The organism is Selenomonas sputigena ATCC 35185, assembly GCF_000208405.1.
Lineage (GTDB): Bacteria > Bacillota > Negativicutes > Selenomonadales > Selenomonadaceae > Selenomonas > Selenomonas sputigena.
The window spans coordinates 1,465,123-1,487,383 of sequence record NC_015437.1; the positions used below are offsets into that span (position 1 = coordinate 1,465,123).

The 22,261-nt window shown below is 56.4% G+C and carries 26 protein-coding genes and 1 tRNA gene; 1 reads left to right on the forward strand and 26 read right to left on the reverse strand.

The window, feature by feature from the left end; translation table 11 throughout:
- Nucleotides 1-12 precede the first annotated feature (12 nt).
- From ftsX to tig, 11 genes are all read right to left on the reverse strand, one after another.
- On the reverse strand, nucleotides 13-900 hold the full coding sequence (gene ftsX / locus SELSP_RS06550) for a permease-like cell division protein FtsX (protein WP_006192137.1): 888 nt from the start codon (nucleotides 898-900) through the stop codon (nucleotides 13-15).
- Nucleotides 890-1,576, reverse strand: coding sequence for a cell division ATP-binding protein FtsE (ftsE, locus tag SELSP_RS06555; protein ID WP_013740836.1), 687 nt, complete (start codon nucleotides 1,574-1,576; stop codon nucleotides 890-892). The genes ftsX and ftsE overlap by 11 nt, the downstream gene beginning before the upstream one ends.
- A 211-nt stretch (nucleotides 1,577-1,787) precedes the next feature.
- The gene (pfp, locus tag SELSP_RS06560) at nucleotides 1,788-3,035 is read right to left on the reverse strand and encodes a diphosphate--fructose-6-phosphate 1-phosphotransferase (protein WP_006192130.1); all 1,248 of its coding nucleotides are present in this window, start codon (nucleotides 3,033-3,035) and stop codon (nucleotides 1,788-1,790) included.
- Nucleotides 3,036-3,215: 180 nt separating this feature from the next.
- Complete coding sequence (locus SELSP_RS06565; protein WP_006192128.1) at nucleotides 3,216-4,400, reverse strand: pyridoxal phosphate-dependent aminotransferase; 1,185 nt, start codon at nucleotides 4,398-4,400, stop codon at nucleotides 3,216-3,218.
- Nucleotides 4,400-4,894: a siroheme decarboxylase subunit beta gene (ahbB, locus tag SELSP_RS06570; RefSeq protein ID WP_006192126.1), complete on the reverse strand. Its 495-nt coding sequence runs from the start codon at nucleotides 4,892-4,894 to the stop codon at nucleotides 4,400-4,402. Before ahbB ends, SELSP_RS06565 begins: the two co-directional genes overlap by 1 nt.
- Before the next feature lie 12 nt (nucleotides 4,895-4,906).
- On the reverse strand, nucleotides 4,907-5,359 hold the full coding sequence (gene ahbA, locus SELSP_RS06575; protein ID WP_006192125.1) for a siroheme decarboxylase subunit alpha: 453 nt from the start codon (nucleotides 5,357-5,359) through the stop codon (nucleotides 4,907-4,909).
- A gap of 49 nt (nucleotides 5,360-5,408) precedes the next feature.
- Nucleotides 5,409-6,032, reverse strand: coding sequence for a ribosome biogenesis GTP-binding protein YihA/YsxC (yihA, locus tag SELSP_RS06580; protein WP_006192124.1), 624 nt, complete (start codon nucleotides 6,030-6,032; stop codon nucleotides 5,409-5,411).
- Nucleotides 6,022-8,355 (reverse strand): endopeptidase La, encoded by a 2,334-nt coding sequence (lon, locus tag SELSP_RS06585; protein WP_006192122.1) that lies wholly within the window; start codon nucleotides 8,353-8,355, stop codon nucleotides 6,022-6,024. The genes yihA and lon overlap by 11 nt, the downstream gene beginning before the upstream one ends.
- A gap of 63 nt (nucleotides 8,356-8,418) precedes the next feature.
- A complete protein-coding gene (gene clpX, locus SELSP_RS06590) occupies nucleotides 8,419-9,696 on the reverse strand; it encodes an ATP-dependent Clp protease ATP-binding subunit ClpX (protein ID WP_006192120.1) in 1,278 nt (425 codons plus the stop codon).
- Nucleotides 9,697-9,707: 11 nt separating this feature from the next.
- A complete protein-coding gene (gene clpP / locus SELSP_RS06595; protein WP_174261621.1) occupies nucleotides 9,708-10,316 on the reverse strand; it encodes an ATP-dependent Clp endopeptidase proteolytic subunit ClpP in 609 nt (202 codons plus the stop codon).
- Between the two features lie 61 nt (nucleotides 10,317-10,377).
- Nucleotides 10,378-11,667 (reverse strand): trigger factor, encoded by a 1,290-nt coding sequence (gene tig / locus SELSP_RS06600; RefSeq protein WP_006192117.1) that lies wholly within the window; start codon nucleotides 11,665-11,667, stop codon nucleotides 10,378-10,380.
- A gap of 236 nt (nucleotides 11,668-11,903) precedes the next feature.
- Between tig and SELSP_RS06605 the strand changes: the two genes are divergently transcribed.
- Nucleotides 11,904-12,656 (forward strand): TVP38/TMEM64 family protein, encoded by a 753-nt coding sequence (locus SELSP_RS06605; RefSeq protein ID WP_013740837.1) that lies wholly within the window; start codon nucleotides 11,904-11,906, stop codon nucleotides 12,654-12,656.
- Nucleotides 12,657-12,757: 101 nt separating this feature from the next.
- Here the strand turns inward: SELSP_RS06605 and SELSP_RS12185 are convergent.
- From SELSP_RS12185 to SELSP_RS06670, 15 genes are all read right to left on the reverse strand, one after another.
- Nucleotides 12,758-12,878: transfer RNA gene (locus SELSP_RS12185), tRNA-OTHER, on the reverse strand.
- Nucleotides 12,879-12,979: 101 nt separating this feature from the next.
- Complete coding sequence (locus tag SELSP_RS06610) at nucleotides 12,980-13,618, reverse strand: hypothetical protein (RefSeq protein WP_006192112.1); 639 nt, start codon at nucleotides 13,616-13,618, stop codon at nucleotides 12,980-12,982.
- A gap of 151 nt (nucleotides 13,619-13,769) precedes the next feature.
- Nucleotides 13,770-14,324, reverse strand: coding sequence for an N-acetylmuramoyl-L-alanine amidase family protein (locus SELSP_RS06615; RefSeq protein ID WP_006192111.1), 555 nt, complete (start codon nucleotides 14,322-14,324; stop codon nucleotides 13,770-13,772).
- On the reverse strand, nucleotides 14,321-14,866 hold the full coding sequence (locus SELSP_RS06620; protein WP_006192110.1) for a phage holin family protein: 546 nt from the start codon (nucleotides 14,864-14,866) through the stop codon (nucleotides 14,321-14,323). The genes SELSP_RS06615 and SELSP_RS06620 overlap by 4 nt, the downstream gene beginning before the upstream one ends.
- Before the next feature lie 71 nt (nucleotides 14,867-14,937).
- Nucleotides 14,938-15,093: a CD1375 family protein gene (locus tag SELSP_RS06625; RefSeq protein ID WP_006192109.1), complete on the reverse strand. Its 156-nt coding sequence runs from the start codon at nucleotides 15,091-15,093 to the stop codon at nucleotides 14,938-14,940.
- A complete protein-coding gene (locus SELSP_RS06630; RefSeq protein WP_006192108.1) occupies nucleotides 15,090-15,482 on the reverse strand; it encodes a hypothetical protein in 393 nt (130 codons plus the stop codon). Before SELSP_RS06630 ends, SELSP_RS06625 begins: the two co-directional genes overlap by 4 nt.
- Nucleotides 15,483-15,528: 46 nt before the next feature.
- Complete coding sequence (locus SELSP_RS06635) at nucleotides 15,529-16,956, reverse strand: gp53-like domain-containing protein (protein ID WP_006192107.1); 1,428 nt, start codon at nucleotides 16,954-16,956, stop codon at nucleotides 15,529-15,531.
- 11 nt (nucleotides 16,957-16,967) lie between these two features.
- Complete coding sequence (locus tag SELSP_RS06640; protein ID WP_006192106.1) at nucleotides 16,968-17,612, reverse strand: DUF2612 domain-containing protein; 645 nt, start codon at nucleotides 17,610-17,612, stop codon at nucleotides 16,968-16,970.
- Nucleotides 17,612-18,778 (reverse strand): baseplate J/gp47 family protein, encoded by a 1,167-nt coding sequence (locus SELSP_RS06645; protein WP_013740838.1) that lies wholly within the window; start codon nucleotides 18,776-18,778, stop codon nucleotides 17,612-17,614. The genes SELSP_RS06640 and SELSP_RS06645 overlap by 1 nt, the downstream gene beginning before the upstream one ends.
- A gap of 2 nt (nucleotides 18,779-18,780) precedes the next feature.
- Nucleotides 18,781-19,128: a hypothetical protein gene (locus SELSP_RS06650; RefSeq protein ID WP_013740839.1), complete on the reverse strand. Its 348-nt coding sequence runs from the start codon at nucleotides 19,126-19,128 to the stop codon at nucleotides 18,781-18,783.
- A 2-nt stretch (nucleotides 19,129-19,130) separates the two neighbouring features.
- Nucleotides 19,131-19,451, reverse strand: a complete 321-nt coding sequence (locus SELSP_RS11980) for a PAAR domain-containing protein (protein ID WP_013740840.1) — start codon at nucleotides 19,449-19,451, stop codon at nucleotides 19,131-19,133.
- A 16-nt stretch (nucleotides 19,452-19,467) separates the two neighbouring features.
- Nucleotides 19,468-20,019, reverse strand: a complete 552-nt coding sequence (locus SELSP_RS06655; protein ID WP_013740841.1) for a Gp138 family membrane-puncturing spike protein — start codon at nucleotides 20,017-20,019, stop codon at nucleotides 19,468-19,470.
- 9 nt (nucleotides 20,020-20,028) lie between these two features.
- Nucleotides 20,029-21,132: a hypothetical protein gene (locus tag SELSP_RS06660; protein WP_006192099.1), complete on the reverse strand. Its 1,104-nt coding sequence runs from the start codon at nucleotides 21,130-21,132 to the stop codon at nucleotides 20,029-20,031.
- The gene (locus tag SELSP_RS06665; protein WP_006192097.1) at nucleotides 21,122-21,448 is read right to left on the reverse strand and encodes a phage baseplate plug family protein; all 327 of its coding nucleotides are present in this window, start codon (nucleotides 21,446-21,448) and stop codon (nucleotides 21,122-21,124) included. The genes SELSP_RS06660 and SELSP_RS06665 overlap by 11 nt, the downstream gene beginning before the upstream one ends.
- 12 nt (nucleotides 21,449-21,460) lie before the next feature.
- Nucleotides 21,461-22,258, reverse strand: coding sequence for a phage baseplate protein (locus SELSP_RS06670; protein ID WP_006192095.1), 798 nt, complete (start codon nucleotides 22,256-22,258; stop codon nucleotides 21,461-21,463).
- Nucleotides 22,259-22,261 lie beyond the last annotated feature (3 nt).

Sequence of the window (22,261 nt, forward strand, 5' to 3'; positions counted from 1 at the left end):
GAGAAAAGCCTCCTATACCTTGAGGAATCGCTTCAAGGAAATCGTGCTGCCCAAGGCGCCGATGCCCATGCCGCTCAAGACCATCACGAGGCTGATGAAGTTGACAAACGGGTACTGCGGTATGAGCGGCAGAAATGCCAGCGTGCTGTAAACCTTCGCCGTGATCAGCCCGTAAATGCTTCGAAGCGCGATGGAAGCGAGGATGCCGCCGAAGAAGCCGAGCACGACGCCCTCCAAGAGGAACGGCCAGCGTATGAACCAATCCGTCGCGCCGACGTATTTCATGATGGCGATTTCTTTGCGGCGCGCGAAGACCGTCAGGCGGATCGTGTTCGAGATGATGAAGAGCGTCGCGCCCGCCAGGAGCAGCATGAGCGTGAAGCCGAAGATACGCACGAGGCGCGTCATGTCGAAGAGGTGCTCGACGACGTCCTGCCCGTACTTCACCGACTCGACGCCGCCGAACTTCTCGATTGCCTTCGCTGCCGTCTCCACCATCGTCGGCTGCTTGACCGTGACCTCGAAGGCGTTCGGCAGAGGATTCTTGTCGCCGAGCGCATCGAGCAGATACTTCTGGTCGCCGAGCCTTTCCCGCAAGCGCACGATGGCGTCCTCGCGGCTCACATACTGCACGCTCTCAATGCCCTGCATCTTCTTCAAGTCGTCTTCGAGATCGTCGATTTCCGATCCTTTGAGCTTGTCGTCCAAATAGACGTTGATCTGCACCTGTGATTCAAGCATCGACGCCATGCGGTTCATGTTGAGCACGATGATGAGGAACATGCCGAGCACGAAGAGCGATACGGCGACCGTGCTGATGGAGGCGAACGACATCCAGTTGTTGCGCTTAATCGATATGCAGACCTCGCGCACGAAATACTCCGTCGTCCTAAGCTTCATAGCCGTACCCCCCCTTCGCCTCGTCGCGCACGATGCGCCCGCCCTCGATGGCGATGACGCGCTTCTTCATCGTGTCCACGATGTTCTTGTCGTGCGTCGCCATGACGATCGTCGCTCCCGCATCATTGATGCGGCGGAAGATGTCCATGATCTCCCACGACGTATCGGGATCGAGATTGCCCGTCGGCTCATCGGCGATGATGAGCGCGGGATCGTTGACGATGGCACGCGCAATGGCCACGCGCTGCTGTTCGCCGCCCGAAAGCTGCGACGGGAAATTCTTCCACTTCTCGCGCAGTCCCACGATGTCGAGGACGGCGTTGACACTGCGCTGCATGAGACGGCGCGGCGCTTCGATGACCTCCATGGCAAAGGCGACGTTCTCGTAGACCGTCTTGTCAGGCAAAAGGCGATAGTCCTGGAAGATCACGCCGAGGCCACGCCGCATGTACGGCACATCCTTCGGGCGAAGTTTCATCATATCGTGCCCGTTGACGCGCAGATTGCCGCTCGTCGGCAGAATTTCCCGGAGCAGCATGCGCACGAAGGTCGACTTGCCCGCACCGCTCGCCCCCACGAGAAAGACGAAATCCCCCTTCTCGATCCTGACATTCACATGGTCGAGCGCCACCGTGCCGTTGTCATATACCTTGGAAACATCCTTCATATAAATCATTGCAGTGAATTCCCCCATCGTAAGGAAACACCGATAATTTTAGCACCGATCAGACGGACTTTTTTATCAGCGATTCCCAAGCGCCGATTTTTGGCATTTGTGTCTATTATACCACATTTCTTCCAATTTCACTTCCTTAATTATAGTACGAGAATAAAAAGTCGCCGAAACCATACAGAATCGGCGATCTTTCATCAAATTTTCATCCTGTTCATTCAAAAAGATACGCGTACCTCTCCTTGAATTCTTCCTTTTCCATGTGATAGGCGTTGGCAAGGCCGGGATCGTCGAGGTCTGCCTTTTCCATGCGCATCATAAAGCCGCGCGCGATCTTGTAATGGACGGACTCGATGTTGACCTTGCGCACCCTCGTCTTGCCCGTCTCAGGATCCTTGATCTCGTCGAAGAAGAGCGGCTTCGCCTGATTGTCCTGCAGCGTGATGAGCGCTCCCGACTCGCCGCGCATGAGGAACTGCACAGCTTCGTATCCCAGGGAGCGCGCGTAATCGATGTCGTAGGCAATCGGTGCGGCACAGCGCAATTCGTAGCCAATTTCCTTGTCCACGATGGCAATCTTGATGCCGATCTTCTTGACCTCGGCGAGCACTGCCTGCTTCAGGATCTCACCGAAGTCAAGCTCCGCATAGCGGATATGGCCATGCTCGTCGAGCACAAGGTTGCCGAGCTTCTGGAAGTCCTCCGGTGCAATCTTCTCGATGACGCCTTCGGCGATGACAGCGACGCCGTAGTTGTGCCCCGTCAAGTAACGCTTGACGATCGATCCTGTGATGATGTCGACAACCTGCTGCAAGGGGATGGATTCCGCTGCGAACTCCTCGGGGATGATCGTCAAGGCTGCCCCTGCCGAACGCCCCATGCCAAGCGCCAAGTGTCCCGCCGTACGCCCCATAGCAATCGTGAAGTACCAGCGGTTGTTGCTCGTACGTGCGTCTTCCATGAGGTTCTCGATTTCCTCCGTGCCAAAGGCACGCGCCGTCTCGAAGCCAAATGTCGGAATGCCTTCGGGCAGCGGCAGATCGTTGTCGATGGTCTTCGGCACATGGACGACGTTGATCGTCTTGCCGATCTGGCGCGCATAGTTCGACACCGCCATGGCGCTGTACGCCGTGTCGTCGCCGCCGATGGTCACGACATGCGTGACGCCCAATTCCGTCAGGGTATCGACGACCGTGCGCAGATCGGACTCCTTCTTCGTCGGATTGTAGCGCGACATCTGCAGGATGCAGCCCCCCGTCAGGTGGATGCGGTTCACTCGCTCCATGTCGAGGCGCACATACTTCTTCTCGCCGCGTGCGAGGCGTGAAAAGCCGTCGTAAATGCCGAGCACATCCCAGCCATGACGGTCGGCCTCGATGGTCACGGCGGAAATGACACTGTTGATGCCGGGCGCAGGCCCGCCGCCACAGATAATGGCGATGACGTTCTTGATTCCAATCATGAAAAAGCCCCCTCTTCCATTTTGCGCATGAATTTTATTGCTTCATATTGAACATACTATTCTAATTCTGTCAAAAAAACAATTTTCCTGCCGCAGATACCAGGCAGAGGGAAGAAAGTTCTGAATCTCGCATCGTCAAGTGTCGATTCAGACGAATCGCGCGCCTGCCCGATGCATATTTCAAATGCCGTACTCCTCCGCCAGCTTCTCAAAGAGCGGCAGTGAGCGTTCGATCGTCTGCTCCTTGATGCAGTAGGACGCGCGGAAGTGTCCGGGGCAACCGAAATCCGTGCCGGGGACGAGCAGAAGGTCGTACTTCTTGGCGCGCTCGCAGAAGGCATAGTCGTCCGCCTCCAGTGCGCGCGGAAAGAGGTAGAATGCGCCCTGCGGCTTGACACACGAGAAGCCCGCGCGTACGAGTCCCTCGTAGAGCATCGTGCCGTTCTTCTCGTACGGCGTTATATCCGAGGACAGCCTCGCGCAGCGCGCGACGACGAGCTGCCACAAAGATGGCGCATTCACATGCGTGAGGACGCGCGCCGCACCTGCGACAGCGCCGTAGACACTCGAAAAATCCACCGTCTCATCGGGCACGACGATGTAGCCAATGCGCTCTCCTGCAAGCGAGAAGGACTTGCTGTACGAATAACAGACGAGCGTATTCTCGTAATACTTCGTGATGTACGGCACCTCGCAGCCGTAAGCGATCTCGCGATACGGCTCATCGGAAATGAGGAAGATCGGATGATCGTATTCCTGCTGTTTCTTGCGAAGGAGTGCGGCAAGTTCTTTGATCGTCTTCTCAGAGTATACGGCGCCGCTCGGATTGTTCGGCGAATTGACGATGACGCCCTTCGTCCTGGGAGAAAGACGCTCCTCCAAGGCGACGAAGTCGATCTGAAAATCCTCCGTCTTGGCAGGCACGACGCGAAGATTCGCACCGACGGACTCAACAAAGCAGCGATACTCGGGAAAGAACGGCGCAAAGGCGATGAACTCGTCGCCTTCCTCGGCGAGCGCCTTGAAGCACACAGTGATCGCCGCCGCCGCGCCCGCTGTCATGAAGAGGTTTCTGCCCGAAAAGTGCGTGCCGAAGCGCTCGTTGATACTCGCGGCGAGCGTTTCGCGCACGGCGGGATTGCCCGGCGCAATGGTGTAACCGTGCACCGCCTGCGGCTCCATCTCCGTCATGATTGCAAGAACCGCCTGCTTGATGAAGTCGGGCGCAGGGACATTGGGATTGCCGAGGCTGAAATCGCAGATGTTTTCCTCCCCCACCTCCTGCGCTCGCTTCCTGCCGTACTCAAAGATCTCGCGGATCGTCGACTTCTTCGTGCCGAGTTCCCGCATCTTTTCTGATACCATTATGCCAAACCCTCTTCATTTTCACAGAAATAACGCATGCTCGTCTTCTTCCACTCCTTGACGGAGTAGAGCATGACGCGCTCTTCAAGACCGCACTCTGCCGCGAGCGCAGCGGCGATCTCCTCACACTCGGCGCGGCTCTTCGCATGAATCATCGTGTAGACGTTGTACGGCCAATCTTCCGCCGTATCGCGGTCGTAGCAATGCGACACCGCAGGGCTTTCGCACATACATCGCGCGATCTCGTCCATGCGCTCGGGCGGCACGACCCATGCGCTCAGAACGTTCGCCGTGAAGCCCGCCGCGCGATGCTGAAGCACGGCTCCCATCTTGCGTATCTGCCCGTTTTCCTTGAAACGGCGCAGACGAAGCAGAAGCTCTTCCTCTCCGATGCCCACCTTGGCTGCGATCTCCTTGTACGGTTCTTCCACAAGCGGGAAATCCCCCTGCATGGCACGCGTGATCTTCCTGTCGATTTCATCGAGCATTTCCATCGTGACGCCCCCCTATCCGAGCTTGAACTGCACGTTAACCTTGTACTTCTTGTGCGAGGCAAGGTTCAACAGAGCCTCGACCCCGGGAAGCGCTCGAATCTCCGCGAGAATCCTGCGGCGCATTTCCTCGTTCGGCGTGAGCAGCGTGAACCAAAGGTTGTACCTGCCCTCACGCTCGTAGTTGTGCGTCACACCCACATGGCGATTCACGGCCTCCGCCACGCTTTTCATCGCCTCGGGCCTCACGCGAAGCGCCACGAGCGTGCCGCGGTAGCCCATCTTCGCCGAGTCGAAAAACGGCCCGATGCGGCGAAGATACCCTTGCTCCTTGAGTTCCTTCACGCGCGAAAGAACGGTCTTCTCGTCCGACTCCAAGCCTTGCGCCAAGTCAGCAAAAGGCCGGCTGCTGATGGGCAAGCCGGCCTGCAAGACGTTGAGGAGCTTCTTGTCAAAAGCTGTCAACATATTTTCACCCTCATTTTCTCTGGGGAATTTCTGGCAATACACCCTTCCTTCATTCTATCAGAACGTTCGCTATCGCGTCAAGCAATTCTGAACGCCCTTCATTTTTTACCGAAGAATACGGCAGGATATCAAGCTCCGCGACGCCGAGCGCCCTTCGCATGGCAGCGATGCTCTTCTTCTGCTCGTTGCGGCTCAGCTTGTCCGCCTTCGTCGCTATGACGAGCACGGGCAGTCCCTTCGCCACCAGCCATTGAAACATCTCAATATCCGAAGCCATGGGTTCGTGTCGGATGTCCATGAGTTGGCACACGAACTGCAAATCCTCGCTTTGCAGCAGGTACGCCTCGATGAAACGCGACCAAATCTTGCGGTTCTTCTTCGCCGTGCGCGCGTAGCCGTAGCCTGGCAGATCAACGAGGTAGAAGTCGCACCGCTCGTCTTCCCCCTCGATCTTCGCGCCAAGCTCGTAGAAGTTGATCGTCTGTGTCTTGCCGGGCTGTCCCGAGACGCGAGCGAGATTCTTCGTGCGTGCGAGCGAGTTGATGAGCGACGACTTGCCTACGTTCGAGCGTCCGATGAAGACGATCTCCCTGCGACGCACTTCGGGATACTGCTCCTTCTTTACGGCGGAAGCAATGTACTTGCCCTGCGTGATCGTGACCCTATCTGGCATGTGCGCCCCCCTTTTGCGGCACGAGCGCCTCAGCGAGAACCTCATCCATCGTTTCCACGGGCACGAAGGCGAGCTTTTCGCGCACCTCCTGCGGAATGTCTTCGATGTCGCGCTCATTCTCCTTCGGCAGCACGATGCGCGTCATGCCTTCGCGGTACGCCGCCAAGACCTTTTCTTTCAGCCCGCCGATGGCGAGCACGCGTCCGCGCAGCGTGATCTCCCCCGTCATGGCGACGTCACTTCTGACCTTTCGCCCCGTCAGTGCCGAAATCATCGCCGTCGCCATCGTGATGCCCGCTGACGGGCCGTCCTTCGGAATCGCGCCCTCAGGCAGATGGATGTGGATGTCGCGCTTCTCGTAGAAGTCGCCGTCTATGCCGAATTTCTCCTGCCGACTGCGAATGTAGGAAAGCCCCGCGCGCGCCGACTCCTGCATGACATCACCGAGCTGTCCCGTCAAGATCAGCTTGCCCTTGCCCGCGAGCACCGTGACCTCCGTCGGCAGGATGTCGCCGCCGACCTCCGTCCATGCCATGCCTGTCGCCACGCCGACTTCGGGCTTCTTCTCCGCCTTCTTCCTGAGAAACTTCGGACGCTCCAAGAAGTCTCTGAGATTCTTCTTCGTCACGCGCACGGACTTCTTCTCGCCCTCGACGATGAGCCGTGCCGCCTTGCGGCATACATGGCCGATCGTGCGCTCAAGCTCGCGCACGCCCGATTCACGCGTGTACTCGACGATCATCTTCTCGATGACGCCTTCGCCAAATTGCAGGTCACGCGCCTTCAGGCCGTTCGCCGTGCGCTGGCGTCCGACGAGATAGCGCTTGGCGATTTCCAGCTTCTCCTGCTCGGTGTAGCTCGACAGCATGATGAGCTCCATGCGGTCGCGCAGGGCGCGCGGGATATTCGCGAGACTGTTCGCCGTGACGATCCAAAGAACCTCGGAAAGATCGAAGGGAAGCTCGACGTAATGATCGCTGAACGTCGTGTTCTGCGCGGGATCGAGCACTTCGAGGAGCGCCGCCGACGGATCGCCCTTGTAGTCCATGGCGATCTTGTCCACTTCATCGAGCAGGAATACGGGGTTCTTCGTGCCCGCCTTGTGCAGCCCTTCCATGATGCGTCCCGGCATTGCACCGACGTAGGTGCGGCGATGTCCGCGAATCTCCGCCTCGTCACGGATGCCGCCCAGAGACGCACGAACGAATTTCCTGCCCGTCGCCCGCGCCACGGAGCTTGCCAGAGACGTCTTGCCAACACCCGGCGGGCCTACGAGGCACAGGATCGGCGCATGCTGCTCCTTCGTGAGCTGGTGGACGGCGAGGTATTCGAGGATGCGCTCCTTGACCTTCTTGAGTCCGTAGTGATCCTCGTTCAAGACCGTTTCCGCCGCCTTGATGTCGATGTTGTCCTCCGAGGAAATCATCCATGGAAGCTCAAGCAATATCTCGATATAGGTGCGTATGACGCCCATCTCGGCGGACATGCTCGCTTGCCCCTCCATGCGGTGGATTTCCTTCTCGATCGTCTTCTGTACGTCCTCGGGATAGCCGCCTTCGGCGAGTTTCTTGCGGTACGCTTCGATATCCGCCGCCTTGTCGTCCTCGTCGCCCAGCTCCTTTTGAATCGCCTTGATCTGTTCGCGCAGGTAATAGTCCTTCTGGATCTTTTCCATCTGTTTGCGCACGCGCATGCCGATCTTGCGCTCCATCTCAAGCACTTCAAGCTCACGTGCCAGAATCTTGTAGAGAAGCTCCATGCGATTCTTGATGTTGATCTGCTCAAGGAGCGCCTGCCTGTCCTCAACCTTGAGGCTCAAGTGGCTGGCGATGAGGTCGCCCAAGCGTCCCGCATCGTCGAGAATCGCCACGGAAACAAGCGTCTCGGCGGGAATCTTCTTGCTGAGTTTCACCCATTGCTCGAATTCATGCACGACGGCGCGTGTCAAAGCCTCCATCTCCATGGATTCCTCCACGACCTCGGCGTATTCGACGACCGTCACCTCGGCAAAGGTTTCCATCTCGTCATACGCTTCGATTGCCGCACGCTTCTGCCCCTCGACGAGCACGCGCAGAGCGCCGCCCGGAAGCTTCAGCAATTGGCGCACCTCGGCGATCGTGCCGACATCGTAGAGATCTTTCTCTCCCGGCTCATCGGTTTCCGCATTCTTCTGCGCCACGAGCAGGATCTGACGATCGCGCACCATCGCTTCCTCCAAGGCTGCCACGGAGCGCTCCCTGCCAACGTCGAGATGGATGATCATGAATGGAAACACAATCATTCCACGCAGAGGCAGGAGCGGCAGCTTACGTATTTCCGACATAAACAATCCTCCTGAATATAGAAAAAAGGGGACGCTGCTTGCCGCAGCGCCCCCTTTCGATGCTCAAGCCGATGCTTCCTTGTCCGTGCCTTTCGTCTTCGCCTTCGCCTTGTCAATCGTCAGCACAGGATCCTTCTTGTCCGAAATGACTTCCTTCGTGACGCGACAGTGCGAAGCTCCGTCGACCGACGGCACCTCGTACATGACGTTTCGCATGATGCTCTCGATGATCGAGCGCAGACCTCGCGCCCCCGTCTTTCGCTTCAAGGCTTCCTTTGCAATCAGATGAAGCGCCTCTTCGTCGAAATCGAGCTTCACGCCGTCCATCTCCAAGAGCTTCTGATACTGCTTGACGAGCGCGTTCTTCGGCTCAGTCAGGATGCGTACGAGCGTATCTTCACCGAGCGCTTCGAGCGTCACAACGATCGGGAGTCTCCCGATGAACTCGGGAATCAGGCCGTTCTTCAGCAAATCCTCCGGCAGGATGTGGCGCAGCGTTTCCCCGATGTTGCGCTCCACCTTCGACTCGATTTCCGCGCCGAAGCCCATGTTCTTTTTGCCAAGACGCGCCTCGATGATCTTCTCGATGCCGTCGAATGCGCCACCGCACAAGAACAGGATATTCGTCGTGTCGATCTGAATGAGTTCCTGGTGCGGATGCTTGCGCCCGCCTTGCGGCGGTACGGAAGCCACCGTTCCCTCCAAGATTTTGAGGAGCGCCTGCTGCACGCCCTCGCCCGAGACATCGCGCGTGATGGACGGATTCTCCGATTTGCGTGCGATCTTGTCGATCTCGTCGATGTAGATGATGCCTTTCTCCGCTTTCTCCACATCGTAGTCGGCCGCCTGTATGAGCTTTAAGAGGATATTCTCCACATCCTCGCCGACGTAGCCGGCTTCCGTCAAAGACGTCGCATCGGCGATGGCGAACGGTACGTTGAGGATCTTAGCAAGCGTCTGCGCCAAGAGCGTCTTGCCGCTGCCCGTCGGGCCGATCATGAGAATGTTCGACTTCTGCAGCTCGACCTCGTCTGCCTTGCCCTGCGTGCGATTGATTCGCTTGTAGTGGTTGTAGACGGCAACGGAAAGCGATTTCTTCGCTTCCTCCTGCCCAATCACGTATTGGTCGAGGATCTGGCGAATCTCCTTCGGTTTCGGCACATCCTTGAGTTCCACTTCGATATCTTCACTGAACTCTTCCTCGATGATCTCGTTGCAAAGTTCGATGCATTCATCGCAGATGTAGACGCCCGGACCTGCCACAAGTTTTCTTACCTGTTCCTGCGACTTGCCGCAGAAGGAGCACTTGAGCTGACCCTTTTCATCCCCAAACTTCAACATGATACCACCTCTTACTCCTTGGGCTTCTCGATTTTGACAGGACGCGTGATGACCTCGTCGATGAGACCGTATTCCTTCGCCTCCTCTGCCGTCATGAAATTGTCACGCTCCGTGTCGGCGATGAGCTTTTCACGCGGCTGCCCCGTGTGCTTGGCAAGGATGTCGTTGCCGACTTCCCTGAGGCGCAGAATCTCCTTCGCCTGAATCTGGATATCCGTCGACTGTCCCTGTGCACCGCCCAAAGGCTGATGAATCATGATGCGTGCCAAAGGAAGCGCGTAGCGCTTGCCCTTCGCGCCCGCCGTCAGGAGCAAAGAGCCCATGCTCGCCGCCTGCCCGATGCAGATCGTCGACACGTCGGGGCGGATGTACTGCATCGTGTCGTAGATGGCAAGGCCTGCCGTCACGACGCCGCCCGGGCTGTTGATGTAAAGGTGGATGTCCTTATCGGGATCTTCCGACTCAAGGAAGAGGAGCTGCGCGACGACGACATTCGCGACGTTGTCGTCGATCGGCCCGCCGACGAAGACGATGCGATCCTTCAAGAGACGCGAATAAATATCGTAGGCGCGCTCTCCTCGATTCGACCGCTCGACCACCATGGGAACATAACTGTTCATATAGCTGTTCATGCAATCACTCCATATATGACGACGTCAACGACCGTGAAAGAACGTGACATCACTTCGCGGCATTGTCCAAGATGAACTGCGACGTCTTCTTTCTGAGAACTGTCGTGATGAGATCGCCGATGCGGCCCTGCTCCTTGACGACCTTCCGGACCTGCGCCGGCGTCGCGCCGTAGGTCAGTGCCATCGCCGCAACCTCGTCGTCGAGATCCTTGCCTTCGACCTTGATGTCCTCAGCCTTCGCCACAGCTTCCAGCATGAGGTCGGTCTTGACGTTTTCCTCAGCCGTCTTCTTGTACTGCTCGCGAATCTGGTTGAGGTCGGTGCCCGCGTACTGCAGGTACTGCTCAAGCTTCATGCCCTGCTGCTCCAGGCGCATCGCCATCTCCTGAATCATCATCGTCACGCGGTTCTCGATCATGACGGCAGGAATGTCGACCGTGATGTTCTCCGTCGCCTTCTCGATGACGGCGACCTTGTAGTCGTTATCTGCCTTCTGCTGCGCGGCATGCTCAAGGTTCTTGCGGATGTCAGCACGAAGCTCGTCGACCGTCTGGAACTTGCTGACCTTCTTGACAAACTCATCGCCGAGTTCAGGCAGCTGGCGCTCCTTGATGCTGTGAATCGTGCACTCGAACTTTGCGGGCTTTCCTGCGAGATCCTTCGAGTGGTACTCCTCGGGGAACGTCACATTGACGTCGCGCGCCTCGCCGATCTTCGCACCGATGAGCTGATCCTCAAAGCCCGGGATGAAGCGGTTCGAGCCGATTTCGAGCGGATAGTCCTTGCCCTCGCCGCCTTCAAATGCCTCTCCGTCAACGAAGCCCTTGAAGTCGAGCGTCACGAGGTCGCCGTTCTTGACCTCAGCGCCCTCGGCGGCATCGACCATCTGGCTGCGACGACGACGCATGCTCTCGATTTCCTTGTCGATGTCCTCATCTGTGATCTCATCGACCTTCTTCTCAACCTGGATGCCCTTGTACTCACCGAGCGTTACCTCGGGCTTTGCCGTGAAGCGTGCCTTGAAGACGACATCCTTTCCTTCTTCCAGTGTCACGACCTCGATATCGGGGTGCGAAACGGGCGTCACATCCTGCTCCTTCAGGGCATCGGCAAATGCCTTGTCCGCCACGGCGTCAAATGCCGTATCAAGAATCGCCTGCTTGCCGACGCGCTGCTCGATGATATGGCGCGGCGCCTTGCCCTTGCGGAAGCCCGGGATGCTCACGCGGTTCGCAAGATCCTTGCAAGCCTTCGCCTCGGCCTTCTTCAAGACCTCCGCTTCTACCTCTATTGTCAGCACGACCTCGTGGTTGTCCATCTTCTCTGCAGTAACCTTCATAGTATGAAATACCCTCCTAATTGTTCCTTCATCGATGGTTTCCAAGGGACAAAAGCAAGAGCAATCCCCTTGCAATCCCATTTTGCCATACTATTCATGATACCATACTCAAATAGGAAATACAAGCATTTCTCCCACGGATTATTCATTCGATGCTCGCGGTTTGCCGCGTGCAAAACCACCGAATCTCTGCTATAATGAAGCCGTCTTTTCTATTGTATCGAAGGAGGCTGTCCATGCTCAAGAATCCCATGAACATCGTCAAGCTCGTCGCCCTCTTCCTCTCGTGCGCTCTCCTCTATGCAATCCACCTTGCCAATCCAACGTTTTTTCCCGAACTCTGGCAAGTCTTAAAGAGCGGCGATCTCCTTGCGACGGCAGAATACATCCGTTCTTTCGGCTCTTGGGCGATGTTTTTCAGCTTCTGGCTCGTGCTCTTCGTCAATGCCATCGGCTTTCCGCCCGCCATCATCTTCTCCACAGCGAACACCCTGATCTTCGGCATTGTGCCCGGCATCGTCCTCTCCGTCATCGCTGAGACCGTCGGCGTCACAATCAGCTTCCTGCTGCTGCGCTTTCTCTTCCGCGCCTCGGCAGAACAGCTGATTGCCAAGCACCCTAGACTCAAGAAGGTCGACGCCTACAGCGGCAAGAACGGCTTCACCGTCATGCTCATCGCACGCATGGTGCCTTATATCCCATCGGCACTCCTGAACGCGCTCGGCGCTCTGAGCGCCATCAGTCTCAGGGACTACGTCATCTCCTCCTTCGTCGGCAAATTTCCCTCGACCGCCATCGAGGCGATCATCGGGCACGATACCGTACTTAAAAACCCCGACCCGACGCGCCTCGTCCTCGTATGCATCGCAGCCGTCCTCCTCGTCATCGGCGCCTGGTACTACGAGAAGCGCGTCGAGAAGAAGGCGGATGCCATGCAGAAAATCCTCGACGAACACGCAAAAATGCAAAAGAAGAAGCCTGCAAAATAGCCCGCAGGCTTCTTCTTTTGTCCCGCACAAGCTGTCAAATAGGCTGTAAAAAACCGTAAAAAGGCTTCCGAGCAAAATACTCGGAAGCCTTGAAATCTCTATGGTGCCGAAGGCCGGACTCGAACCGGCACGTAGGGAACTACGCTTGATTTTGAGTTTCTTTTTACACGTTTTTGCAAACACTCAATACGCGGAAACTCTTAAAGTGCGCGACTTCCTGGCTTCCCGTATGAGCCTGTATTACTCTGTTTGCAACCATGACAGGATGTCAAAAAGATGTCAAATAAAATATGCCCCGAAGCCGAAGCCCCGGGGCGCTTTCCCTACCACTCAACCACATTATACATCACGCTGCCGCCCCGCACCCGTGCACCATCAAGATGCACAAGTGCCTCGAAGCGTCCCTGCTCATAGCCGACAGTGGCGTATGCCTTGCCGTCCATCATCGTCGCACCCGCTTTCACGCGATGGTCTTTTCGCAGGTTCACCTTGTAGATATCGACCTTCTGCTTATTCGGCGGCAGTTCCTTGCCTTCTTTGTCTTTCGTGATCGGTGTCACGACTGTCCGATCGGACTTCTCCCGCGCCGCCCGTGGCAGTGTCGGATCGTCTGCCTTGATCTGCTTTTCAACTGTCTGCGCCGCCCGCTCGACTGTCGGCGCATTGACATAGTATGTCGCTGCAGGCGCACGCTGTCCCGCCTGTGCGGCGGCAAGTTCGCGGCGCAGCGCATCGGCATTCTTGCGCGAGATGTCAAGCTGCTGCTGCAGAGCTTTTGCATCCTGCGTCTGCTCCTGTGTAACGGCGGCAGGATTTTCCTTTTGTCGCTCGACAAGATCCCCACACAGCCAAAAAACGAACACGACAAACATCAGCAATGTTCCCAGCGACAGCCCGATCTTTATCATGGTTTTATGCTTTCGAATCCACGTAAGGATGTTCTGCACAACTATGTTCTGCATCTCGCTCCCTCCCAATCGTCACAAAATACAAATTCCCCCCGAAACTTTCAACTTTTACGGAGAAATTGTAAAGTATACTTATAGGTTCATGTCAATCCTGCATAGAAAAGGCAACGCCCCTAAGAAAGCGTTGCCTTTGACAGTCAACATGCTACTGACATTGTGCGTAATCCGTCACAGCTCGTGCAAATGCACGTGCGGCTTCATGCTGGTTGTCGGCTTCACGCAGCCATTCCTCTTCGTCGGGGTTGCTGATGAACGGCAGCTCAAAGAGCGCCGCCGGGCAGTCCGAGTTGCGAAGGACGTACAGCCCCGCTTCTTTGTCCACGTCGCCGTCCGACCAGTCGTCGCGGACGGTGAGATCGGGGAATGTGTCACTCATCTGCGCCATGAGCAGCGTGGCAAAGTCGTCGCTTCTCGTCCAGCCGCGCGATGTCCAGACTTCGATGCCGTGAGCGCTCTCGTCAAACGAGTTGCAATGGATCGAGAGCAGCAAGTCATAGTCGCCGTCGTTTGCCGTGTCGCAGATCGCTTCAAGGCTGTCGTCTTGGATAAAGTCTGCCTGCACGCCCGCTTTGATGAGATAGTCCACGGTCATGTGCGCGATGTTGCAAACGACATCGCATTCGCGCAAGCCCGTCGGTCCCACCGCACCGGGATCGGGGATGCCGTTCGGCGCGTGTCCTGCGTTAATGAGTACTTTCATTTGTCGTTTCTCCTTTCGTTGTCCTGCTTCTTATCTGTTCCAAGCCCACCGCGCTTGCGGATCATCTCGACTAATGCGCCTGCTTCCTCGATGCCCGACTTCTGTATGTTCTCTAAAATCGACACAAATTCTGTCAGGGCGAGATACCCAACGACGATGGTTACAGCAAATGTCGGCGCGTGCGTTTTGAGCAGGATGAAATCAAGCAATGCTGCAGCTGCGACGACAGCGACATAGGTCAGCATCTTATGCACAAAGCGCGTGCGCATGGCATCGCTGCGAATGTAGCCGGCATGACGAGCCGCGCGCATGTGCCAAAGCGCTTGCCAGAGCGTCGGTGCCGGATGTCCACTGTCTGCGAGATACTGCCTCGACAGCGCTATCCACTTCGTAGCGAGATCAACGCATACGAGCGCAAAAAACGCCACAAAGATTTGTGCATGGTCTTGTACAGCCACCATACACGCGATGGATATGCCGATTTTGGCCCCCCATCCCTCCTGCAGTCGCTGCAGAACCGCAGTAAAATCTGTCCAGTTCAAACTTTATCCTCTCCTCTCTACAAATACAAGAGCCGCCGTATTGCTACAGCGGCTCTTTTTTCTTACGCGTCCTACGCCGCGTGCTCGGCGAGATAGGCGGCGACGTCATCGCGATAGACCTCGGGGACGACCTTCTGTCCCTCCTGCTTGTCCTCTTCGCTGATCGCCCATTTCCCTGCACGCACGAGATACGCATAAATGGGGATCATATAAGCCCACTTCTTCATTTGCTGTCACCTCCCTTCGTTTTGAGCGCGGCTTCGAGCGCTGCGATGCGCTCTGCCTGCGCTGCAAGGCGCTCATCCTGCGCCGCCATAGCCTCGTAGACGGCGAGACGCTCGGGATCGACGGGCAGCTCTTGCGGCTCTTCATCCACGGCAGGCGCGGGCGGCGCGGAGACGGGCTTGCCCGTCTTGATGTCGCGGATGTAGCCCGTGCCGTTGTCGCCTGCGCCACGGTTACCGATGTAGTGCTGGTAATCCTCATCCGAGATGGGGATATATCCGTCGTCGATATACGCTTGACGCTCCTCCTTTGTGGTGTAGTGTATGCCTCTGACGACGGTCGTTTCGCGCCGACCATCGGCGTCAAATTTGGCAAGGTATTCGTTTTCCATTTTTACATCACCCTTTTTAAACTACAGATTACCTTGCGATCGGTGTTTAGATGCCGATCGCAATAAATTCCGGTGCAGCTTTTATTTGCCCAAGTACATTTAAGATATGAGTACTAAAATGCTGCGTCATTATCTTGGCCCGCGTGCGCTCAAGTGCGATCACCTGGTAACCTAAATCTGCGTTGATGTGCTCCTGCAAAAGGGATGTACCTACAATCGCCTTAAAGCATCTAGACGGAAACGCGAGAGGGAATGTAAACCATTGCGATTTTTCCTGCACCGACTCTCCCCACGAGCCCCATTGCAGTATTATCCCATTGGCAAATTTGATCCACCCATTTTGCTGCAAATTGCTCGCGACGATACCCGTGTTGGCAGCCTTAATTTGCTCAAGCATCCACTGCAGCGATTTGTCCCCAAGTTTATTGGCATTATCCGCCGTGCCACGGAGGCTACCCTCAAAGCCGGCATTGCAGCGTATCTTGCCGGTGGTGTAGATGTTTTTGCCGTTGTAGGCACGGATCCACTCGTTGTCTGTCATGTGCCAGCCGCCGCCATATTTCTCAAAGAGGAGGCCACAGTCTCCAAGCGCCCTAAACCAGTCATCGACAAGCACGGACGGAGCGGTAAGTCTCCCCGTCATTGTATCGCCTGACTTGGCGACCTTACCCGCCAGCGCGTTGGTGACAGTCGCCGCAAAGTTGGCATCATTGCCAAGCGCTTTTGCAAGCTCCTGTAGCGTATCGAGTGCTCCTGGGGCGCCGTTGATAAGGGCTGTGATGGCTTGCACTACAAACGCGGTCGTTGCGATTTGTGTGCTATTTGTGCCGCGTCCTGCTGTCGGTGCCGTCGGCGTACCAGTGAGTGCCGGTGAGGCAAGGGGCGCTTTGCTAGCGAGCCGCTCATCGGTCTCCGTCTTGGTGTACGCACCGATGTTGCCCGGCGTGACCGCTGCCCAAGAGTTGTCGTTACGCAAAAAGCGCGTATTGTTTGCCGCTTCAGGCGTCGGGATATGGTGTCCGTGGCTGAGCGGCGCCTTTGTATTGAGCCGCGCATCGGTTTCGGCTTTGGTGTAGGCGCCCAGTTCGCCGGCGGATACGGCGAGCTTCGCACTTGTGACGGATTTGTCGGCGAGCTTCGCCGTCGTCACGCTGCCGTCGGGGTGATCGAGCGGCGTTTTTGTGCGGTGCTTTTTGACCTCTGTATCCGCTGCGTTCGTGATGGTCTCATCAAGATAACGCGTGATCCCTGCCACATCGCTATCCATGCAGTCGTGCCCGTGATTGACGATGAGGTTGGCGATCGCCTTGCACATCGCGGACCACTGATAGTACATCTTATTGTGCATACGAGAGAGTGCCATACCGGGCATGACACCGCCGAGGCGCTGCGTGGCTTCCTTATATTCCGAATCGTTGTACGTCCTTTCCGGTGCGTTCTCTTCGTTGAAAATCTGAAAATTTGTCTTTGCCATACGGATCCTCCTTATGTCCAGTAGCTATCGTCATAGCCGTCCATGCCCGTCCTCGGGTTATCTACGTCATACGCAAAGGATGCCTCTGGCACAGAGTTCATCCAATCTGCATGATCGTAGCCCTTAATCGTATCCGTTTCGAGATCATAGCCGAATACGACTCGGCTCGCAAAATAGTAGTTCACATGCACTCCCTGCGGCTTCGGGATGATGAGCCCTTGTTTGACCATCTCTTTTGTGATCTGATCGTAAATACCGATGGTAAGTACGTCAATCGTCATATCCTGATTATCCTGGATGATGATACCTTTGCCAAAGAGCGTATTCCACAGCTCCTTGATGTCGTAGATACCGCCTTTCCATAGGTTTTTTGCAATCCGCGCGCGCAGGAGATTCCGATAAGCGGCATTGTCCAATACAGGCGATACGCCTTTTTCCGGTTGATACTCCAATACCCGATTCGCGCCGACGAGCACGCCGAGCGTATCCTCCTGCACCCCGGTAGCGTAGTTCAGATCGTATTCGTCATCAAGATATACAGCAAGACTGAAAATATCTTCGGACGGTGTGAGCAGCGCTTCTACCGTCCGCACGAATTTCTCGCATCCCCTATGCTGCGAGGTGATTAAATTGACGTACGAATCCATAATGGGCATCAAACCACCTCCACCGTAACAGCGCCGCTCTTGGCAATAGCATTGTACGGAATCACGACATCGGCGATACCAAGTGCGCCGCCTGCACGCCCTAGCTGCACAGACTGCAGTGCGAAAGACGGGCGCAAGGCGTCATCAACCGCGGCGGCGATCGCCGTAAGGACACCTGTCGTCGTTACGTTGACGCCGATGCCGAGCCGCTCGATGTACGTTGAAATATTGTGCTTGATAGCTGTTTCAACCGCCGTCGTATAGGTCGCGTACTTTTTTACGGTGACCTTAGCAGCGACCTTTTGGTAGATCGGACGGAAAAATCGGATTTCATTTTTCAGCCCATCCGAATTGATGTAGATTGCCGTCGTCGTCCCGTGCGTACCGCAGCCGGGTCCTTTTCGCAGATAAATTTGTTCGGCGACCTGCGCATCCAGTCCGCCCTCAACGACAGCTGCAATACTGTGACTGGGGACACCGTTGTCATCCGTATGGTTTGTATCGTTCTCATACACTTTATACTGCGTAACACCCGCCACGCTCGCAATACCGGCAAGCGTACTGTCCACCATGTTCTGGCTCGGGACTGCCGTCGATAGTTCTTGCCTGCGGCGCAACTCCTCATCGGTTTCGACAGCACGCCCTTTGACCGCCGGAACCTTATTAGTCACAGCGAGCCAGCCATACTGCGGATTACTGATTTTCGTAATCGTACCGACGGGCGCCTCAATCGCGCCGATGTCCCTGCAGCGTGCGGTCACCTCCAACGACTCGCTTTCAAACTTGATGTCTTGCGGCAGCTCCCATTTACGGCGCTGGTCGTCTTCGGCCACGCCTGCGGCGATAACTGTCCCCGGCTTTCCCGTAAGCGTCAGCACACACGTTGAGTAACTGGCAGCTTTTCGCCGTATACCGTTGAGCTTCACGAGACTCGACAGCCCTGTGCCGACAGCCGTCTTCGGGCTGTGGTTGTTGTAGACGATCTGCAGCAGCTGTATCGTGTCGTAGGTCTTGAGCGCGAACGCTGAAATCATCTGATAGTCCTGCGAATCGTTGCCGAGATAGAGGTCGTTGCCATAAATCTCCTGAAACTTGGCAAGGAGGTCGTCACGGATGTCGTTATACGTCGGCACATGGAGCCCGGCATCGTCAACATATGGGGCAAAGTACGCCACGATCACACCTCCTCATCAATGCTGAACGCGCCGTAGTCGCTCTGAATTGCGGCGCGAATTGTCAGCGTTCGGCGCTCGTTATCCCATTCCGGGTCAAAGGACAAAATGGACAGGACATGCGGAGTCCTTTGGATGCGCTCGCGAATGATTCGCTCTGCGGCCTCTACATCACGGCTCGCGATGATTTTTTGCCAGTACGGTACGCCGTCTTCAATATTCTCCCACCACTCATAGATGAGGAGCCGCAGGCGCGTCAACACCGCCTGCCTTACAGCGTCCGCCCCCTCGATATAGGCATGCCCGTTGCCAAGGGTGAAGTCGCCATTTTCGTCAAGTGCACGGTATCTCATCTTCACCCTCCTGCCGTCACGTTCGGACTGCCGCTGGTATGCGTTCCGCTCTGTCCGCAGCTTTGGCAAACGGTCGTATCCCCAATGCGGACGACGCGTCGCCCGTTGCAGGTGACCGTACTGCTCCCGACGACGCTCTCAAAAGTGCCGCCGTGCGGGCAGTTCGTTGGCCCCGTATCATGCAGACGATGGAGCGGGATGCCGTTCACCGTCACATTGGGGCTTGCTGTCGCATCCGTCCCTGTTCTCCCGTGCGGGCAGCAGGGCAGCCCCTTGTTGCAGACGCCTGTCGTCGTATCTCCGATTCTTGTTACTGCGGGCATATGCGCTCCCTCCCCACTAGTCATTCAGCCCGATGTGCGCTGCGCTGATGTTTACCGCTCCTGCTGCACGGATGTTAATGTTGCCGCCGCTGATCTCGATATAAGCGTCGCCCGCCTCGTTGCGCAGCTGCGCCGTGCCTGCCGAATAGCCGCCGACAACACCGGGCTGGCTGCGGAACCCGACAAGGGCAAACCCGTCTGAGAGGTCATGTCTGCGCTTTTCAACTTGATTCTGTACGCCGCCATTCTGCCACCAGGCGTCTATGCAGTTATCACCAAAGACCACAAGACAGTCATCACCGGGCTTGATGGGGAGCGTCAGACAATAGCCACCGCCGGAATACACGAAGAATGGCACATCCGGCAAGATTGGGATCTCCGCCCATTCCAGAGTGCCAGCGAAATTCATGCGCTCACGTATGGCAAGCTGCACGGTGCACGTCTGGCGCTCGTAGTCCACCGACCGAATGATGCCGGGCGCAGCTACGCGCAGGTCGGCGCTCAAGGCATCCAGTTCACGCTTCTTCCTCTCGATCGCGTCGCCTACGCGCTCCGATAGCTTTATCATAACCATCCCTCATTTCAGTGTTTGCCCCGGCTTGTTCACTGCCGTCAGCAGGCTCATGCGCCCATTTCGGCTCACGCCGACGACAGTCGTCGTCCACTCATCACCCCAGGTATCGCCGCGGTGCTCAATAGAAAACACTTGATACTCTCCATCCTGGTCAAATTGCGCCGTCTGCGGGAGCTGGTCGCTCTTTTGCTGTCCGGAGGCGTCAATCTGGATTGCCTGCCTCTGGATGATCTCGTTGTCGATCTTGATCATGCTGCGCAGCTTGATGCGCGCATCTAAGAGCATCTTGATCTGGATGCCCTGATCGCTGTATATGGGCGTCCCCACAAGCCCCGTTGCAGGTGTGAGCACGAGCACCTTATCCACGGGGATTTCCTGCTCGACCGTTTCCAGGACGAGCTTGCCGTCTTCTCCTTCCCAATATACGGCATCGTTCCACGTGCAGATGTCGCGCAGGTACTTCGCAGGTGTGCCGAAAAGCACCTTGCCGCGCGGCAGCGTCTGTTCAGGCAGTTCTTCACTTACCTCACCGACACCAATCCGCTTGTCTGCCTGTCCTGCTACGGCATGCACTACATCACGCGGCGTACTGCCGGCCGCGATGGTGCTGCGCACGTGATTCGTGAAGAGGCTAAGCGCGCCTTTCAGCGCAATGATCTCCAAACGGTAATCTATGCCGTTTTCGCGATTACGGAAAATCTGTACAATATCGCCCGTAAAGATTTCGCCGTACTGGCCTTCGGTGTAACCGCCAAAAACCGAAATCTGGAAGCCCTCTTCAATGACCTCCTTCTCCGTTGCCGCATTCATGTTGTAGACGACGAGGGTGCAGACCTGCACAGCTGTTTCCGTCGTGGTCTTAGTTTGAAATTCACACTTGAGCAAGGACACATCCATCTCTGTATCATGCTCCGGATCTCGCTCTTCCGTGACATTGCCGTCTTCATCCTTCTTGTAGGACGGCTTGTAGATCGAAATTTTCCACTTCCTGCCGTAAAGACGGCCTCTTCGCTTCTCCTTCTGTACGGGCTCCTCTCCCGCTTCCATGTCCGGCGTTGATTCCTGCCCTGTAGTCTCGGGGTCTACGAGCGCATTTTCATCCGGCATCCGTATCACCCCACAGCACATACCAATCGGATTCCAGCGTTGCCATGGACGGCCATTGTTCTTTCACTCGGCTCCTGGGCACGATTCGCGCGCTGCCAATGCCGAGATAACCGACTTGTTCCAAGATGTTCTGCCCCGGCACAAGCGGCAGCCCTGCATATACGAGTGTATCGCCCTTATAGATATCCACGAGCCAGTATTTCGCGAGATCGTTATACGTTATGCGGAACCTGAGGAGCGTATTGCCGCCATCGATCGGCACTTTCGCGCTGAATTTATGATTCGGAATCCCCTGAAACGGGATGATTGCGAGCACAACAGACACCTCCTAGGCAAAAATCTCCCCGCCCGCATCTTGAATAGAACGCGCAGCAGTCTTATCGATACCCTCGCCCGTCTGCACAGGCGTTTGACCGGACGATGTTTCCTCCGCCGATGCTGATGCGCGGGCACTCGTTTCCGTCTGCGCCACCTGCGCGAAAATAATCTCACGCAGGCGAACGGTACAGCGCAGCGCATGCAGCGTCATCACGTCGTCGGGCGCGGAAAGCTCCTCGATCAACATATTGTGATACGTCTGCAGGCGAGTTTCCACTGTGATCGGAATACGCTGCACCTGCAGCTTCCGGAGATTCATCCAGGCGCGCGCCGAACGGCCGTCCTTCGCCATGGTCAGCATATCCGGGACGCCGCCCAAATCCGGCCAGCAGTGGTCGAAAATAGGCGGGTTGATGGGGAACCCTTGCGGAAGCATCGGATTTTGCATATAGCTGGACGCTTTCGCATCCGTCATCATGATTTCGATGGTGACCTCTGCCGGCTCCACAAGCGCATGATCCGTCATCGTCGCCCCCGTCTGTACAGGATACTCCGTTGGCCGTATGCGGCTTACATGCTCTGTTCTCATGATGCCGTCAAAGTACATGCCCCCAATCGGCCACTTGGGCGTACGGAAAAGAAACTGATCCATGTTCTTGTAGCCCGTCAAAAAATCAATGATCTCATAATGCCCGGAAAGCTTGCCAATCTGCACGCCGAACTCCATCCAATCCGGCTCTTTTTTCGACTCCAAAAGATCAGAGAAATATATAATGCCATCGACCGACAGCCCCCGCTTCACGCCCATCTC

Excerpts from the sequence above, each read along its gene's own strand:
- ftsE (WP_013740836.1), bottom strand. The coding sequence starts at position 1,576 with ATGATTTATATGAAGGATGTTTCCAAGGTATATGACAACGGCACGGTG.
- SELSP_RS06615 (WP_006192111.1), bottom strand. The coding sequence starts at position 14,324 with ATGAAAGTACTCATTAACGCAGGACACGCGCCGAACGGCATCCCCGAT.
- ahbA (WP_006192125.1), bottom strand. The coding sequence starts at position 5,359 with ATGTTGACAGCTTTTGACAAGAAGCTCCTCAACGTCTTGCAGGCCGGC.
- SELSP_RS06660 (WP_006192099.1), bottom strand. The coding sequence starts at position 21,132 with ATGCCGGATGAAAATGCGCTCGTAGACCCCGAGACTACAGGGCAGGAA.
- clpP (WP_174261621.1), bottom strand. The coding sequence starts at position 10,316 with ATGAACAGTTATGTTCCCATGGTGGTCGAGCGGTCGAATCGAGGAGAG.
- SELSP_RS06655 (WP_013740841.1), bottom strand. The coding sequence starts at position 20,019 with ATGATAAAGCTATCGGAGCGCGTAGGCGACGCGATCGAGAGGAAGAAG.
- ahbB (WP_006192126.1), bottom strand. The coding sequence starts at position 4,894 with ATGGAAATGCTCGATGAAATCGACAGGAAGATCACGCGTGCCATGCAG.
- SELSP_RS06640 (WP_006192106.1), bottom strand. The coding sequence starts at position 17,612 with ATGCCCATTATGGATTCGTACGTCAATTTAATCACCTCGCAGCATAGG.
- lon (WP_006192122.1), bottom strand. The coding sequence starts at position 8,355 with ATGTCGGAAATACGTAAGCTGCCGCTCCTGCCTCTGCGTGGAATGATT.
- SELSP_RS06630 (WP_006192108.1), bottom strand. The coding sequence starts at position 15,482 with ATGGAAAACGAATACCTTGCCAAATTTGACGCCGATGGTCGGCGCGAA.
- SELSP_RS06610 (WP_006192112.1), bottom strand. The coding sequence starts at position 13,618 with ATGCAGAACATAGTTGTGCAGAACATCCTTACGTGGATTCGAAAGCAT.
- clpX (WP_006192120.1), bottom strand. The coding sequence starts at position 9,696 with ATGTTGAAGTTTGGGGATGAAAAGGGTCAGCTCAAGTGCTCCTTCTGC.
- SELSP_RS06650 (WP_013740839.1), bottom strand. The coding sequence starts at position 19,128 with ATGAGATACCGTGCACTTGACGAAAATGGCGACTTCACCCTTGGCAAC.
- SELSP_RS06670 (WP_006192095.1), bottom strand. The coding sequence starts at position 22,258 with ATGGGCGTGAAGCGGGGGCTGTCGGTCGATGGCATTATATATTTCTCT.
- ftsX (WP_006192137.1), bottom strand. The coding sequence starts at position 900 with ATGAAGCTTAGGACGACGGAGTATTTCGTGCGCGAGGTCTGCATATCG.
- SELSP_RS11980 (WP_013740840.1), bottom strand. The coding sequence starts at position 19,451 with ATGCCCGCAGTAACAAGAATCGGAGATACGACGACAGGCGTCTGCAAC.
- pfp (WP_006192130.1), bottom strand. The coding sequence starts at position 3,035 with ATGATTGGAATCAAGAACGTCATCGCCATTATCTGTGGCGGCGGGCCT.
- SELSP_RS06565 (WP_006192128.1), bottom strand. The coding sequence starts at position 4,400 with ATGGTATCAGAAAAGATGCGGGAACTCGGCACGAAGAAGTCGACGATC.
- SELSP_RS06635 (WP_006192107.1), bottom strand. The coding sequence starts at position 16,956 with ATGGCAAAGACAAATTTTCAGATTTTCAACGAAGAGAACGCACCGGAA.
- SELSP_RS06605 (WP_013740837.1), top strand. The coding sequence starts at position 11,904 with ATGCTCAAGAATCCCATGAACATCGTCAAGCTCGTCGCCCTCTTCCTC.
- tig (WP_006192117.1), bottom strand. The coding sequence starts at position 11,667 with ATGAAGGTTACTGCAGAGAAGATGGACAACCACGAGGTCGTGCTGACA.
- yihA (WP_006192124.1), bottom strand. The coding sequence starts at position 6,032 with ATGCCAGATAGGGTCACGATCACGCAGGGCAAGTACATTGCTTCCGCC.
- SELSP_RS06625 (WP_006192109.1), bottom strand. The coding sequence starts at position 15,093 with ATGAAGAAGTGGGCTTATATGATCCCCATTTATGCGTATCTCGTGCGT.